Raw genomic sequence first — 13,930 nt, 5'->3', positions numbered from 1 at the left:
CGTTCCCTTGTGGATCAGACCGAGACGCCAGCGCGGCGCAGCTCGGCAATCGATGCGGTCTGCGCTTGCTTCATCGCCTGCTCGGGCGTGCGCTGGCCGGTCACGATCAACTCGATGGCCTTGTTGATCTGCTGGTCCACCTGCGGGTAGGCAGCGACGGTGCGGTACTTCATATGGCCTTGCTTGGCCGAGAGGTCCACCGACGCGGTCACCAGCGAGGCGATGTCATAGCCGTTGACCCGTTGGCGATCGCGGTAGGCGGGCGAGTCGATGTCCGAGCGGCGTGTGGGCGAGCCATAGCCGGCAGCCACGGCACGCTGCAAGGTTTCCTTGGACGTCGCCCAGCGGATGAACTGCCAGGCGGCATCCTTGTTTTTGCTGCCCACCGGGATGCCCCAGCCATGGATGGCGGTGCCCGGAAAGCGACCAGCGACGCCCTTGGGCACCTGACCCCAGGCGGCCGATGCCGCCACCTTGCTGCTGGATTTGTCGGCCAGCTGCGAGAGGTTGATCTGGCCTTGCACGCTCAAATGGCTGCGCCCGGCCTTGAGCGACTGCACGGCCTGGTCCGAGGTGTAGGAGACCACACCGTCGGGCCCGTACTCGCGCAGCAGGCGGGCAAAGTAGTCGGCCGCCGCAATCGCTTCAGGGCTGTCCAGGGTCGGGAACAGGTCATCGGGCGCCTTGCGAAACACATCGCCGCCAAAGGCCTGCAGGAAGGGGATAAAGGTCCAGCCATAGTGGTTGTCGGTGACAAAGCCGGCCGCACGCTCCTTGCGGTTGAGCAGCTTGGCGGCGTCCAGCCAGGCGTCTGTCGTATCAGGAAAGGCGAGACCCGACTGCTTGAGCACATCAAAGCGCGATGCGGCTGCAATCGTGACCTCGGCCTGCCAGGGGATGCCATAGAGCTGGCCATCGCGGCCCCGCTCGGGCGCCAGTGCGCCTTCCAGAAAGTCGCGGATGTCAAAGCCCGCCGGCGTCTTGTTCGGGTCGTTGATATAGCCATCCAGTGGCGTCAGCCAGCCCGAGTTGATCCAGCGGCTCGAATAGATGAAGGTGACATTGACCGCATCAAAAGCCGCACCCTTGGTGGACAACTCCAGGTCGGCACGCTGGTTGTAAACCGGAAAGCCGGGCGTGTCGAAGTTCACCTTGGCGCCGGTCGCCTCCTCGAACTCGGGAATCCAGGGCCGCAGCAGCTTGGAATACGGCGAGCTGTACAGCGAGGTATTGAGCGTCACGCCCTTGAGCGGCTTGCTGTCCAGCGCCAGTGCCGGAAAGCCCAGCACGCTGCCGGCACCGGCCGCCAGTGCAGAGACCAGCAGCTTGCGGCGCGGCACCAGCAGGCCGCCTTCGTAATGGTAGGTGGTTCGGGTCATGGAGAGTCTTCTTTTGCGGGCGCAGGCATTCATTGCCGCCTGCGCTGCGGGTGTTGGCTAGTCGGGGGGTGGACCAGGCCGTCAGCCCGGTCCGGGTTCAGGCAGCGGCGGGCTCGCGCACGGTCAGGTCAACGCTGGTACGGCCATCGACCGAGGTCGCGACATCGCCGCTGACGGTCACCCGGCGCATCACGCGGTGGGCATCGGCATAGTCATTGACGGCGTAGTGCTGCGTGGCGCGGTTGTCCCAGATGGCGACATCGCCCGGCTGCCAGTGCCAGCGCACGGTGTTTTCCAGGCGCACGATGCGCTCATGGAAGAGCTGCAGCAAGGCCGCAGACTCATTGCTGCGCAGGCCCTTGATGCGCTTGGCAAAGTGGCCCAGCAGCAGTGCCTTCTCGCCCGTTTCAGCATGCACATGCACCAGCGGTTGTTCGGACTCGATGGTCTTGCTGGTGAACACCTTGCGGTAGCTGGCGCGGCCCTGCGTCTCGTTCTGGCTGGCGGCTGTGTTCTGGCGGAAGTTCTCCGCATAGTCGTAGTCATTGCCATGCACGGCCCAGAGCTGCTCGGCCAGTTGCTGCAGCGGCGCGGGCAGGCCTTCATAGGCGGCGACGGTATTGGCCCAGACGGTGTCGCCACCATGGCCGGGCAAGGTCACCGCGCGCAGCACGCAGACCTTGGGGAAGGCCGCCTTGAAGGTCACATCGGTGTGCCAGGAATCGGCCCGGCCACCATGCTGGGAGTTGAGTTCCAGGAAGGCCGTGCCATCGGGTGCGGGCACGGTGGGGTGCGCTTCGATCTCGCCAAACAAGCGGCCAAAGGCCTGGTGGCTGGCGTCATCCAGGTGCTGCTGGCCCCGGAAGAAAATCACCCGGTGCTGCAGCAGCGCGGCCTTGATATGGGCAAACAGCGCGGGCTCCAGCGCCCCCGACAGCGACACGCCATGCACCACGGCACCAATGCGGCCCGCCAGGGGCTCGATGTGCAGGGTAGTAGCGGCAGCGGCATCGGCCGCTGGGCTCAGGTGGCGAACATTGGTGATGGCATTCATGGGCGCTCCTCGTGGGCTGGCAATCAGGTGGAAGCCTTCATGCTAGGCAGGGGCCCGCGCCGCCACAACGACGCATTTCATGCATCGATATGCCAACAGCGGCTAAGAAAAAAGAGGCATAAGCCTCTTTCTTGGGTGTCTAAAGCCATCCACCGCACCGGCGCCGCTGGGCCGCTGTGCGGTGGATGCCGCATCAGAACAGCACGCGGCAGCGGATGGTGCCGGCAATCTGGGCCAGCTTCTCCAGCGCCAGCGCAGACGATTCCTGGTCGATATCGATCACCACATAGCCCACCTTTTCATCGGTGCGCAGGTACTGGCCGGCGATGTTGATGCCGTTGTCGGCCAGCACCTGGTTGATGGCGGACAGGATGCCGGGGCGGTTCTCATGCACGTGCAGGATACGGTTCTTGCCCGGGTGCTCGGGGAGGGCCACTTCGGGGAAGTTGACCGCCGAGGTGGTGGTGCCGTTGTCGCTGTACTTGACCAGCTTTTCTGCCACTTCCAGGCCGATATTGGCCTGGGCTTCCATGGTCGAGCCGCCGATGTGCGGGGTCAGGATCACGTTGTCCATGCCACGCAGCGGCGACTGGAACTCGTCCTTGTTGCTCTTGGGCTCGACCGGGAACACGTCGATGGCCGCGCCCAGCAGCTTCTTGTCCTTCAGCGCCTGGGCCAGCGCGTCCAGATCCACCACGGTGCCGCGCGAGGCATTGATCAGGATGCTGCCAGCCTTCATCGCTGCAATCTGGGCAGCGCCGATCATGTTGTGGGTCGAGGCCAGCTCAGGCACGTGCAGGGTCACGATGTCGGACTGCTCCAGCAGGGCCGTCAGGTTGGCGGCCTGGTGGGCATTGCCCAGCGGCAGCTTGGTGACCACGTCATGGAACACGACCTTCATGCCCAGGCCTTCGGCCAGCACCGACAGCTGGGTGCCGATGGAGCCGTAGCCGACGATGCCCAGGGTCTTGCCACGGATCTCGAAGGAGTTGTCGGCGCTTTTCTTCCAGCCGCCACGGTGCGATACCGCGTTCTTCTCGGGGATGCCGCGCAGCAGCAGGATGGCTTCGGCCAGCACCAGCTCAGCGACGGAGCGGGTGTTGGAGAAGGGCGCATTGAAGACCGCAATACCGCGCTCACGCGCCGCATTCAGATCGACCTGGTTGGTGCCGATGCAAAAACAGCCCACGGCCACCAGCTTGTTGGCCGCGGCAAACACATCGGCCGTCAGCTGCGTGCGGGAGCGGATGCCGACAAAGTGCACGTCGGCGATCTTGCGCTTGAGCTCTTCCCCCTCCAGGGCGCCGGTCAGCGCCTCGACCTGGGTATAGCCCGCCGCCTGCAACACCTTGAGTGCGGAAGGGTGGATGCCCTCGAGCAGCAAGAACTTGATCTTCGATTTATCCAGCGATGTTTTGGTCATGAATGCGCGCTTTCTCTTTCACAAACGACAGCGGTCTGCCCACACGGCTGCGATCGGCAGCTAGCAGACCGGGGTCGATCATGGCGCAGAACCTTTGCCATTACGTGTTGTCGGGTTGACCCTAGTACCCGGGCGGCCAAGGCCATCTAGCTGTAAATGCTGCTTTGCAGCATTGAAACCCTTGATTTGCTTGGGTTTCCAGCAGCCAGGTGCTTCGCCGACAGCGGCCGGGCTTCAACCCTGGCCTGCAAAGGGCTGTGCTGCGTGGTACAAAAAGCGGGTGATTCTGTGACACAACCGCAAGGAGTTTTGCATGACAACTGCCCCCACCCACAGCCTGTTCGACCCGGTTCAGGTCGGTGATCTGGCCCTGACCAACCGCATCGCGATGGCCCCGCTGACCCGCAACCGCTCGCCCAATGCCGTGCCCAAGCCGATGACCGCCACCTACTATGCCCAGCGCGCCAGCGCCGGGCTGCTGATCACCGAGGCCACCGCCATCAGCCACCAAGGCCAGGGCTACGCCGATGTGCCGGGCCTCTACGAGCAGGACCAGTTGGACGGCTGGAGCCAGGTGACCAAGGCGGTGCATGCCAAGGGCGGCAAGATCGTCTGCCAGCTGTGGCATGTGGGCCGTGTCTCGCACCGCCTGCTGCAGCCGGACCAGCAGGCCCCGGTGGCGCCCTCGGCCATCACCGCCAAGACCAAGACCTTCCTGATCGACCCCGCTACCGGCGCAGGCCGCTTTGAGCCGACCTCCGAGCCCCGTGCGCTGGATGCCGAGGAGATCCCAGGCATCGTGCACAGCTTTGCCGCCGCTGCCCGCAATGCGGTCAAGACCGCCGGCTTTGATGGCGTCGAGATCCATGGTGCCAATGGCTACCTGCTGGACCAGTTCCTGAAGACCGGCGCCAATGCGCGCCGCGACGACTACGGCGGCTCGATCGAAAACCGCGCCCGCCTGACCCTGGAAGTCACCCGCGCGGTGATCGATGCGGTGGGCCGTGGCCGCGTCGGTATCCGGCTCTCGCCAGTCACCCCCGCCAACGGCATTGACGACGTGGATCCGCAAAGCCTGTTCACCTACCTGGCCCACCAGCTGGCACCGCTGGGCCTCGCCTATATCCATGTGATCGAGGGCGCCACCGGTGGCCCGCGTGAAGTGGAAGGCCGGCCCTTCGACTACGAAGCCTTCAAGGCGGAATACCGCCGTGCTGGCGGCAAGGCGGCCTGGATGGTGAACAACGGCTATGACCGCGAACTGGCCGAAAAATCGGTGGCCAGCGGCCAGGCCGACATCGTCGCCTTTGGCCGCCCCTACATCGCCAACCCGGATCTGGTGGAGCGCCTGCGCAGTGGCGCAGCGCTGAACGAGGGCGATAACAGCACCTACTACGGCGGTGGCGAGAAGGGGTATACCGACTACCCGACCTTGGCAGGCTAAACAGTGAGCGGCCTGGGCCTACAAAGGCCTGGGCCGCTGCTTCACCGTATTTTGGTAGAGTGCGCAGATGCCATTGACTCCCCTCTTCCGCACCACCTGCTGCCTGCTGCTGATCCCCGGCCTGGCGGCCTGCTCCAGCCTCTGGCCTTCCAAAAAAGAGGCTGAGCCCGCACCACGCGCGCCCCAGCAGTCGGCGCCCAGCGACAAACCGGCGCCGCAGGCACCAGCGCCTGCGGCAGCCAGCATCAGCGAGGCCGACCTGGCGGGCGTCTGGGAATGCCAGTTCCAGATCAGCATGGGCAAGGACAGCGCCAGCTTTACCTATACCAACCAGTTCAACGCCGACCACACCCTGCGCTCGCAGGCCTTTCTGGCCTATGACATGCCCAGCAGCGAGCAGCAGTACCGCTTTGTGCTACAAGGCACGGGCCATTGGCGCATTCAAGGCAGCACCATCACGATGATCGTGCCCGAGGTGGTCAAGCAGGACCGCTCCGAGCACAAAAAGCCCGAGCTGATGAAAGACAAGGACCTGGTGCCCGAGGACTTGAGCGACACCTGGGCGGTGCAGGCCCACAAGGGCAAGAACATGCGGGTGACCGTGGGCAGCCTGGCTGACTCCATGCTCTGCAACAAGGAATAAAGGCCGGACCCCATGGATTCGCTGACCTTGGCCTTTTTGCCGCTGGCCCTGTGGTGGCCGGTGGCGGCAGGCCTGTCCTTGCTGCTGGTGTTGGCCGCGGTGCTGTGGATGTTTCTGCAAAACCGCCCTGCTCCGCAGCGCGCAGCCTCTGGCCGCCCCGCCTGGCTGCCCTGGGCCTTTGCGCTGTTTGCGCTGGCCTGGTGGGCCTTTGGCCTGGGCCTGGCACTGTGGCCGCTGAGGGAGCTGGACGAGTTGGGCCAGTGGGCGCGCGCCAGCAGCTATGTGCTGGTGCCGCTGTGGATAGGCGGTGTCGCCTGGGTGGGCGCGCTCCTGGTGCAGCGCCTGCTGCGCAGCACGGCAGCCATGCGCGGCTAGCTGCGCGGTTGCTGGCGATTGCCGATTGACAGCCGCCCCATTTGCGCCAAACTGGGGCCTGTTTGAACCGGAGGACTGCCATGACCGATATCGACAGCATCAACCTCGACAAACTGCGCAACATTGTGCAAAAGTTCACGCACCGTGACTTCACCGCCGCCCAGATTGCCGACGACTACTGGGATGGCGCTGCCGAGCAGATCGGTGCCAGTGGCGCGCAGTTTGAAGCCGTCTTGCAGCGCAATGCAGCGCTGCTGGGCATCCAGACCGTCGGCAGCCACCAGCCCGCGCGCTGGCATGTCGCGGCCTAAGCCCATCACCCTCTGATCCACCTCGCACAGCACCGCCGCCCGGCGGTGCTAGGCTTGCACCATGCTGCAGCCCGCCCGCCTCCACTTCCGCGATTTCTCCCCCGCTGACCTGTTCGTCGTCGCCCATGCGATGGGGGATGCGCGGCTGACCGCGTTTTATGGGCTCGAAACAGCACACAGCGATGCCCGCGCGATCGCGCAGGAACAGCTCGATTGGTATGCATCGGTGGCCAGCGAGGGCAGCGGCTGGTGGCAGGCGGTGCTGCTGGACGGCGCCGTCATCGCAGCCGTCGGCATTTACGACCATGACGACGAGGCCGACAGCGCCGATCTGGGCTACTGGCTGCTGCCCGACCACTGGGGCCAGGGCTGGATGGACCAGGCGCTGCGCCAGTGGCTGCCCAGCGCCTTTGCGCAGCTGGGCTTGCACAGCGTGGTGGCCTATGTGGAACCTGAGAACGCGGCATCGACCCGGCTGTTGGAGCGCCTGGGCTTTTGCCATGAAGGCCTGCTGCGCGACTGCAGCAAGCGCGATGGGCACTACGTATCGCTGCAGCGCTACTCGCTGCTGGTCAGCGAGCTATCGGCGCTGTAGCAGCAAGGCTCAAGCCGGCCGGCCATCCCGCACATGGCAGCCCTGCAGGTGGTCATTGACCATGCCCATGGCCTGCATAAAGGCGTAGACCGTGGTTGGGCCAACAAATTTCCAGCCGCGCTTCTTCAGATCCTTGGACAGGGCCACCGCCTCGGGCGGCACGCCCATCTGGCGCACGGCATCCAGGGTGATGCGCTCGGGCCGGCTGCCGGGCGCCGGCGCAAAGCGCCAGAGATAGGCGTCAAAACTGCCAAACTCGCGCTGCAGCTCGGCCAGGCGCTGGGCATTGTTGATCACCGCCTCAATCTTGCCCCGGTGGCGCACGATGCCGGCATCGGCCAGCAGGCGCTGCACATCATCGGCACCAAACTGCGCCACCTGCGCGGCATCGAACTGCGCAAACGCGGCTCTAAAGGACTCGCGCTTGTTCAGAATCGTCAGCCAGCTCAAACCGGCCTGAAAACCTTCCAGGCAGATCTTCTCGAACAGACGGCGGTCGTCATGCACGGGAAAGCCCCATTCATGGTCGTGGTAGTGCTGGTAGAGGGGCGAGGCCATGCACCAGCTGCAACGCGCGCGCTGGTCATCGGCCAGGGCCAGGCCTGGGGCAAGGGTGTCGAGGGGCATGGGGGCGGCGCGCGGCTACTTGGAAGCAGCCGGGGTCCAGTAGGGTTTGAGGTTTTGGGCCTCTTCGTCAAAGCGCAGGTTGGTGGCCTTGATTTCTTCGTTGATCGTGGCGATCTGCTCGTCCACTTCCTTGAAGTCACGGCGGTTGCCTTCCAGGCGCGCCTGCAGCGGAGCGGGCGCCTTGCTCGGGTCCTTTTTGTAGAACTCCATGTCCTGGTCGATCTTCTGGCGGTCTTCCAGCAAGAAGGTGCGGCGCTCCTGCACGATGCGGATCTGGGCGCGCAGCACATCAACGGCTTCGGCGCGCTCGGCATCATGCGCGGCCTTGGTGGGGAAGCGCGTAGCAAGCGCTCGCTCACGGCGCTTGCCATCATTGGCGCGGTAGCGCTCTTCTGCCTCACGGCGCTGCTGGGCGGCCTGCTCGGCACGCTCGCGCTCGGAATAGGTAGGCCCGACCGTGCGCACTGCACCGCCGGGCATCGTGACCTGCTGCTCCCGGTCCGCACAGGCGGGGATGGGCCGGTCCGCCGTCAGGCGGCGGCCACCCGCATCCACGCAGCTGTAGACCATGGTGGTGGACGGGGACTTCTGGGCATGGCTGGCGCCGGCAGATGCCAGCATCACCATGGCCAAAGCAGCGACACACCTGTCCTTGCGCATTATCAGATCCTTATAATTCAAGACTATCGAATTCTAATTATCAATTACCTACGCCATAGCGTTCTCGGTACGCCAACACCTGACTGTGGTGTTCACGCATCGATTCCGCCGCCGCGCCCTGCGCCAGAAAGGCCAGCAGGTCCTCCAACTTGGCAATGGTGCAGACCTGCATACCCAGCTGGTCGCGCACATATTGCACTGCGCTATGCGCAACGTCCTTGCCATTCTCAGTGGCTTTTTCCTGTCTGTCCAATGCAATAGCCATGCCGTAGGGGATTGCGCCCGCGCCCTTGATCAGCGCAATCGATTCGCGCGCGGCGGTGCCGGCCGACATCACATCGTCAATGATCAGCACCCGGCCCTTGAGAGGTGCGCCCACCAGGCTGCCGCCTTCACCATGGTCCTTGGCCTCTTTGCGGTTGTAGGCAAAGGGCACGTTCTTGCCCTGGCGCGCCAATTCCACAGCCACGGTCGCGGCCAGCGGAATGCCCTTGTAGGCCGGGCCGAACACCATGTCGAACTCCACACCGCTGGCCAGAATCGCTTTTGCATAGAATTCCGACAGGCGCGCCATCTTGGCGCCATCATCGAACAGGCCCGCATTGAAGAAATACGGGCTGACGCGGCCGGCCTTGGTGGTGAACTGCCCAAAGCGCAGCACGCCAGCGTCTACGGCAAACTCTACAAAATCCTGCGCCAGCTGCGCATCCGCGCCTGACTGTGGGAGACTAACGACCATGACCCAATCCTTGTTCAAATTAACCAGCCTCAACCTCAACGGTATCCGCTCCGCTGCCACCAAGGGCGTGATCCCCTGGATTGAGACAACCCGGCCCGATTGTATTTGTGTGCAGGAAATCAAGGCACAGCAAGCGGATATGCTGGACAAGTTCGAAGTCATCGACGAGATGAACGGGTATTTCCAGTTCGCCGAGAAAAAAGGCTACTCGGGCGTGGGCATCTACAGCCGCCATGTGCCCAGCGATGTGGTGATCGGCTTTTCGCCCAATGAGTTCGATGCCGAAGGCCGCTATGTGGAGCTGCGCTTTGACACACCCACGCGCAAGTTCTCCATCATCAGCTGCTACTTCCCCAGCGGCAGCTCGGGCGAGATCCGCCAGGCCGCCAAGTACCGCTTTCTGGCCGAGTTGCACCCGCACCTGATGCGCCTGCGCGCCGAGCGCGACTTCATTCTCTGCGGCGATGTGAACATTGCCCATACCAATGCCGACATCAAAAACTGGCGCAGCAACCAGAAAAACAGCGGCTTCCTGCCCGAAGAGCGCGGCTGGATGACCCAGCTGCTGGAGAAGGAAACCGAGACCGGCGGCCTGGTCGATGTCTACCGCGTGCTGCAGCCCGATACCACCGACGCCTGCTATACCTGGTGGAGCAACCGGGGCCAGGCCTATGCCAACAATGTGGGATGGCGCCTGGACTACCACCTGGCCACACCAGCGATTGCGGCACTGGCCCGCAAGGAACATATCTACAAGGATGTGAAGTTCTCGGACCACGCCCCGATCACCATCGATTACGACTTCCAGCTCTGATCCCACTACCTGGCCATCCGGGCGCGCGTCCCAGCGGCCGGGAGCCCAGTCCACTTACCGGGAGCCCGCCATGCGCATGACTGCAGCCCCTTTTCTTCTGGCTCTGGCCGGCCTGCTGGCCAGCACCGCCGTTTGCGCCAAGGATGCCGCCGACTACAGTGCCCAGGAGCTGGTGGAGGCGCTGACCCAGCGCTTCTCCAAGGTACTGCTGGCCGGCCCCACGCGCGACAGCCCGCGCAATACCGCAGCCATCGTGCTGCTGGAAGGCAAGGGCCTGAGCCTGGCGCCGCAGCTGCAATCCACGCCCACGATGCGGGTGCTGAGCAAAGAGCAGCTGGTAGCAGAGCAGCGCTCCAATTTCTTGATCATCTCGCAACTGGGTCAGCAGGGGCCCGATGTGATGGTCGATTACGAGACGCCCAACAATGCCTCGTTCGGCACCCTGCGCATCCAGCACAAGGATGGCAAGCTGGTCTTCAAGGGCGAGGACACCTACCGCAGCAGCGGCGGCGCACGTGCCACCTATGCGCGCCTCTACGGCGGCCTGCCCTGCCGCGATGGCAGCGAGATGGCTTACCGCTTCAACTATGCCAACCAGTTTGTGCGCAGCGGTGAATGCCCGACGCCGCGCTTTCCCACAAGCGATTCCGCTTTCGAGTGGTAGGCGCTAGTAGCGCTAAGCCCCGCTCTTGAGCGTCGCCAGCACCTCATCGAGCATCTGCTTGGCATCGCCAAACAGCATGCGGTTGTTGTCCTTGTAGAACAGCGGATTGTCCACGCCGGCATAGCCGGTCGCCATCGAGCGCTTCATCACGATGGACTGGCGCGCCTTCCAGACCTCCAGCACCGGCATGCCGGCAATGGGGCTCGCAGGGTCGTCCTGGGCGGCGGGGTTCACGATGTCGTTGGCGCCGATGACCATGGCCACATCGGTATCGGGAAAGTCGTCGTTGATCTCGTCCATCTCCAGCACGATGTCATAGGGCAGCTTGGCCTCGGCCAGCAGCACATTCATGTGGCCGGGCATGCGGCCAGCCACCGGGTGGATCGCAAAGCGCACCTCCACCCCGCGCTCGCGCAGGGTACGGGTGATTTCGTTGACGGTGTGCTGGGCCTGGGCCACGGCCATGCCGTAGCCGGGCACGATGACCACGCGCTTGGCCTCGCGCAGCATCTCGGCGGTTTCGGCAGCGGTCACGGCCACCACCTCGCCCTGGGGCGCTGCGCCTGCCTGGCCCGCCGCTGCGGGCGCGCCACTGCCAAAGCCGCCGGCGATCACGCTGATAAAGCTGCGGTTCATCGCCTGGCACATGATGTAGCTCAGGATCGCGCCGGACGAGCCCACCAGCGCGCCGGTAACGATCAGCAGGTCATTGCCCAGCATGAAGCCGGTAGCGGCTGCGGCCCAGCCCGAGTAGCTGTTGAGCATGGACACCACCACCGGCATGTCGGCGCCGCCAATGGCCATCACCATGTGCACGCCAAACAGCAGCGCGATGGCGGTCATCACCAGCAGAGCCAGCATGCCCAAGCCGATCGATGCGGTCTGCACAAACCAGCAGCACAGCGCGACCACCACCACCAGCCCCAGCAGGTTGAGCAGATGCCGCCCCGGCAGCAGCAGCGGCTTGCCACCAATGCGGCCATTGAGCTTGCCAAAGGCCACCAGCGAGCCCGAGAAGGTGACTGCGCCAATGAGAATGCCGATATAGATCTCGGCTGCGTGGATGGCTCTCTCAGCGCCTTGCAGCGGATGGGAGTTATCGACATAGCTGGCAAAACCCACCAGGCAGGCGGCCAGGCCGACCAGGCTGTGCATCAGCGCCACCAGCTCGGGCATCTGGGTCATCTTGACCCGCTTGGCGGCATACAGCCCGATGCCGCCGCCCAGCACCAGCGCGATGACAATCGCCACCACGCCAGATTGCGACACGCGCGGGCCAAACACGGTCACCAGCACCGCCAGGCCCATGCCCAGCATGCCCAGCAGATTGCCGCGCCGCGCGGTCTCGGGGTGTGACAGCCCGCCCAGGCTGAGGATGAACAAAATGGCAGCGCCCAGGTAGGCAACGGTTGCGAGGCTTTCGGTCATGCGGTTCTACCCCCTGGCCTATTTGCGGAACATGGCCAGCATGCGGCGCGTCACCGCAAAACCACCAAACATATTGATCGCCGTGAGCACCAGTGCCACAAAGGCCAGTGCGCCAATCAGCAGCCCCGGCCGGTCCGTGCCCACCACGCCCGGCGGCGCTATCTGCACCAGCGCGCCAATCGCGATGATGCTGGATATCGCATTGGTCACGCTCATCAGCGGCGTGTGCAGTGCGGGCGTCACGTTCCAGACGACCATGTAACCGATAAAGCAGGCCAGCACAAACACCGTGAGGTGGCCCAGAAAGGCCGCCGGCGCATGGGCGCCGATGAGCCAGAAAAGCAGCGCCAGCACCGCAAAGATGATGGCCAAGGTACGCGCAGGCAAAGGGCTGCCGGCACCATGGCCGTGGCCCCGTCTTTTGGCCGCTGCTGGGCTGGCTGTCGCAGTGCCCGCAGCAGCCGTAGCAGTAGCCGCTGCCGGCTTGGCCACGGGCGCGGCCGCCAGCGCAGGCGCGGGCCAGCTGATGCTGCCCTGGTACACCACCGTCAGGCCACGGATCGCATCGTCCTCCATGTTCACCACCGCATGCCCATCCTTGGCCTTGCACAGCTCCTCGGCCAGGCGCAGCAGGTTGTTGGCATACAAGGTAGAGGACTGCGCCGCCAGGCGCGAGGCCAGGTCGGTGTAGCCCACAATCGTCACGCCGTGGCGCAGCACGGCCTCGCCGGGCACCGTCAGCTCGCAGTTGCCGCCCTGCTCGGCGGCCATGTCCACAATCACGCTGCCGGGCTTCATCGCCTGCACCATCTCGGCGGTGATCAAGCGCGGCGCGGGCTTGCCGGGGATCAGGGCCGTGGTGATGATGATGTCGGCCCATGCGGCCTGCTGCGCATACATCTGGCGCTGCGCCGCCTGAAAGCCCTCGCTCATCACCTTGGCGTAGCCGCCACCACCAGCGCCCTCTTCGGCATAGTCCACCGGCACAAATTCGCCACCCAGCGACACCACCTGGTCCGCCGCCTCGGCCCGCGTATCGTTGGCGCGCACCACCGCGCCCAGGCTGACGGCCGTGCCAATCGCCGACAGGCCGGCCACACCCGCTCCCGCAATAAACACCTGCGCAGGCGGCACCTTGCCCGCCGCCGTGATCTGCCCGCTGAAAAAGCGCCCAAAGGCATGGGCCGCCTCAACCACCGCCCGGTAGCCGCTGACCCCCGCCATCGAGGTCAGCGCATCCATCTTCTGCGCGCGGCTCAAGGTGCGCGGCAGCGCATCCATGGCCAGCACCGTCAGCCCCTTAGCGGCCAGTTGCGCCATCAGCTCCGGGTTTTGCGCAGGCCAGACAAAGCCGACCAGGATCTGGCCGGCATGCATCCATTCAATTTCTTCAGCGGTGGGGGGCCGTACCTTGAAGAGAATGTCAGCCCCCGCCCAGATCGCCGAGCTGGGCAGCACCTGCGCACCCGCTGCGCGGTAGGCCTCATCGCCAAAACTGGCAGCCTCGCCAGCGCCCGCCGCCACGCTGACGCGAAAGCCCAGCTTGACCAGCTTCTCCACCACCGCAGGCACGGTGGCCACCCGCTTTTCACCGGCGAATATCTCGCGCGGCACCCCAATGCATTGCGGGTTGGCTGGCGGCGGCTGCGGCGCCGTTGCTGCGGACGTCGGTGACAAGGTGCTGGACATGGATGCGCGCTCCTGGTTCAGGGATCAACTCGCTTGCAGAGCGCCGGTGTGCCCGGCCGCGCCTGCAGCGCTGAACACCTTGTAT

At 64.7% G+C, this 13,930-nt stretch carries 15 protein-coding genes; 7 read left to right on the top strand and 8 right to left on the bottom strand.

All coding sequences use genetic code 11. The features are described from left to right. Positions 1-14: 14 nt before the first annotated feature. The 3 genes from EDF71_RS16155 to serA form a co-directional block, all read right to left on the bottom strand. A complete protein-coding gene (locus tag EDF71_RS16155; RefSeq protein WP_243854332.1) occupies positions 15-1,379 on the bottom strand; it encodes an extracellular solute-binding protein in 1,365 nt (454 codons plus the stop codon). Between the two features lie 97 nt (positions 1,380-1,476). Beyond that, positions 1,477-2,433 (bottom strand): TauD/TfdA family dioxygenase, encoded by a 957-nt coding sequence (locus EDF71_RS16150; protein ID WP_133857600.1) that lies wholly within the window; start codon positions 2,431-2,433, stop codon positions 1,477-1,479. Positions 2,434-2,626: 193 nt separating this feature from the next. Then, positions 2,627-3,856 (bottom strand): phosphoglycerate dehydrogenase, encoded by a 1,230-nt coding sequence (gene serA, locus EDF71_RS16145; RefSeq protein WP_133857599.1) that lies wholly within the window; start codon positions 3,854-3,856, stop codon positions 2,627-2,629. 313 nt (positions 3,857-4,169) lie between these two features. On the opposite strand from serA, the gene EDF71_RS16140 reads away from it, so the two are divergent. The 5 genes from EDF71_RS16140 (at position 4,170) to EDF71_RS16120 (ending at position 7,224) form a co-directional block, all read left to right on the top strand. Then, the gene (locus EDF71_RS16140) at positions 4,170-5,300 is read left to right on the top strand and encodes an alkene reductase (protein WP_133857598.1); all 1,131 of its coding nucleotides are present in this window, start codon (positions 4,170-4,172) and stop codon (positions 5,298-5,300) included. Between the two features lie 67 nt (positions 5,301-5,367). Then, positions 5,368-5,943, top strand: coding sequence for a hypothetical protein (locus tag EDF71_RS16135; protein ID WP_133857597.1), 576 nt, complete (start codon positions 5,368-5,370; stop codon positions 5,941-5,943). 12 nt (positions 5,944-5,955) lie between these two features. Further along, on the top strand, positions 5,956-6,318 hold the full coding sequence (locus EDF71_RS16130; protein WP_133857596.1) for a hypothetical protein: 363 nt from the start codon (positions 5,956-5,958) through the stop codon (positions 6,316-6,318). A gap of 80 nt (positions 6,319-6,398) precedes the next feature. Then, a complete protein-coding gene (locus EDF71_RS16125) occupies positions 6,399-6,629 on the top strand; it encodes a hypothetical protein (protein ID WP_021026822.1) in 231 nt (76 codons plus the stop codon). Between the two features lie 61 nt (positions 6,630-6,690). After that, positions 6,691-7,224, top strand: a complete 534-nt coding sequence (locus tag EDF71_RS16120) for a GNAT family protein (protein ID WP_133857595.1) — start codon at positions 6,691-6,693, stop codon at positions 7,222-7,224. A 9-nt stretch (positions 7,225-7,233) separates the two neighbouring features. Here EDF71_RS16120 and EDF71_RS16115 read toward each other — a convergent pair whose 3' ends face one another. From EDF71_RS16115 to pyrE, 3 genes are read right to left on the bottom strand one after another with little or no spacing between them, the layout of a single operon-like run. Then, entirely contained in the window at positions 7,234-7,851 is a 618-nt protein-coding gene (locus EDF71_RS16115; RefSeq protein WP_133857594.1) for a DNA-3-methyladenine glycosylase I, read from the bottom strand. A 15-nt stretch (positions 7,852-7,866) separates the two neighbouring features. Further along, positions 7,867-8,511, bottom strand: coding sequence for a DUF4124 domain-containing protein (locus tag EDF71_RS16110; RefSeq protein ID WP_133857593.1), 645 nt, complete (start codon positions 8,509-8,511; stop codon positions 7,867-7,869). A 40-nt stretch (positions 8,512-8,551) separates the two neighbouring features. Then, entirely contained in the window at positions 8,552-9,250 is a 699-nt protein-coding gene (gene pyrE / locus EDF71_RS16105) for an orotate phosphoribosyltransferase (RefSeq protein ID WP_133857592.1), read from the bottom strand. A 10-nt stretch (positions 9,251-9,260) separates the two neighbouring features. Between pyrE and EDF71_RS16100 the strand changes: the two genes are divergently transcribed. Both EDF71_RS16100 and EDF71_RS16095 read left to right on the top strand, forming a co-directional pair. Next, positions 9,261-10,064, top strand: coding sequence for an exodeoxyribonuclease III (locus EDF71_RS16100; RefSeq protein ID WP_133857658.1), 804 nt, complete (start codon positions 9,261-9,263; stop codon positions 10,062-10,064). 70 nt (positions 10,065-10,134) lie between these two features. Beyond that, the gene (locus tag EDF71_RS16095) at positions 10,135-10,728 is read left to right on the top strand and encodes a hypothetical protein (RefSeq protein ID WP_133857591.1); all 594 of its coding nucleotides are present in this window, start codon (positions 10,135-10,137) and stop codon (positions 10,726-10,728) included. 12 nt (positions 10,729-10,740) lie between these two features. On the opposite strand, the gene pntB is transcribed toward EDF71_RS16095, so the two are convergent. Next, the gene (gene pntB, locus EDF71_RS16090) at positions 10,741-12,156 is read right to left on the bottom strand and encodes a Re/Si-specific NAD(P)(+) transhydrogenase subunit beta (RefSeq protein ID WP_133857590.1); all 1,416 of its coding nucleotides are present in this window, start codon (positions 12,154-12,156) and stop codon (positions 10,741-10,743) included. Between the two features lie 18 nt (positions 12,157-12,174). Beyond that, on the bottom strand, positions 12,175-13,845 hold the full coding sequence (locus EDF71_RS16085) for a Re/Si-specific NAD(P)(+) transhydrogenase subunit alpha (protein WP_133857589.1): 1,671 nt from the start codon (positions 13,843-13,845) through the stop codon (positions 12,175-12,177). Between the last annotated feature and the right edge of the window lie 85 nt (positions 13,846-13,930).

Source organism: Comamonas sp. JUb58 (assembly GCF_004364775.1).
In the GTDB taxonomy this organism is placed as follows: domain Bacteria; phylum Pseudomonadota; class Gammaproteobacteria; order Burkholderiales; family Burkholderiaceae_C; genus Comamonas.
Note: the sequence above shows the minus strand (reverse complement) of the source record. Positions and strands in the feature narration are given on the sequence as shown.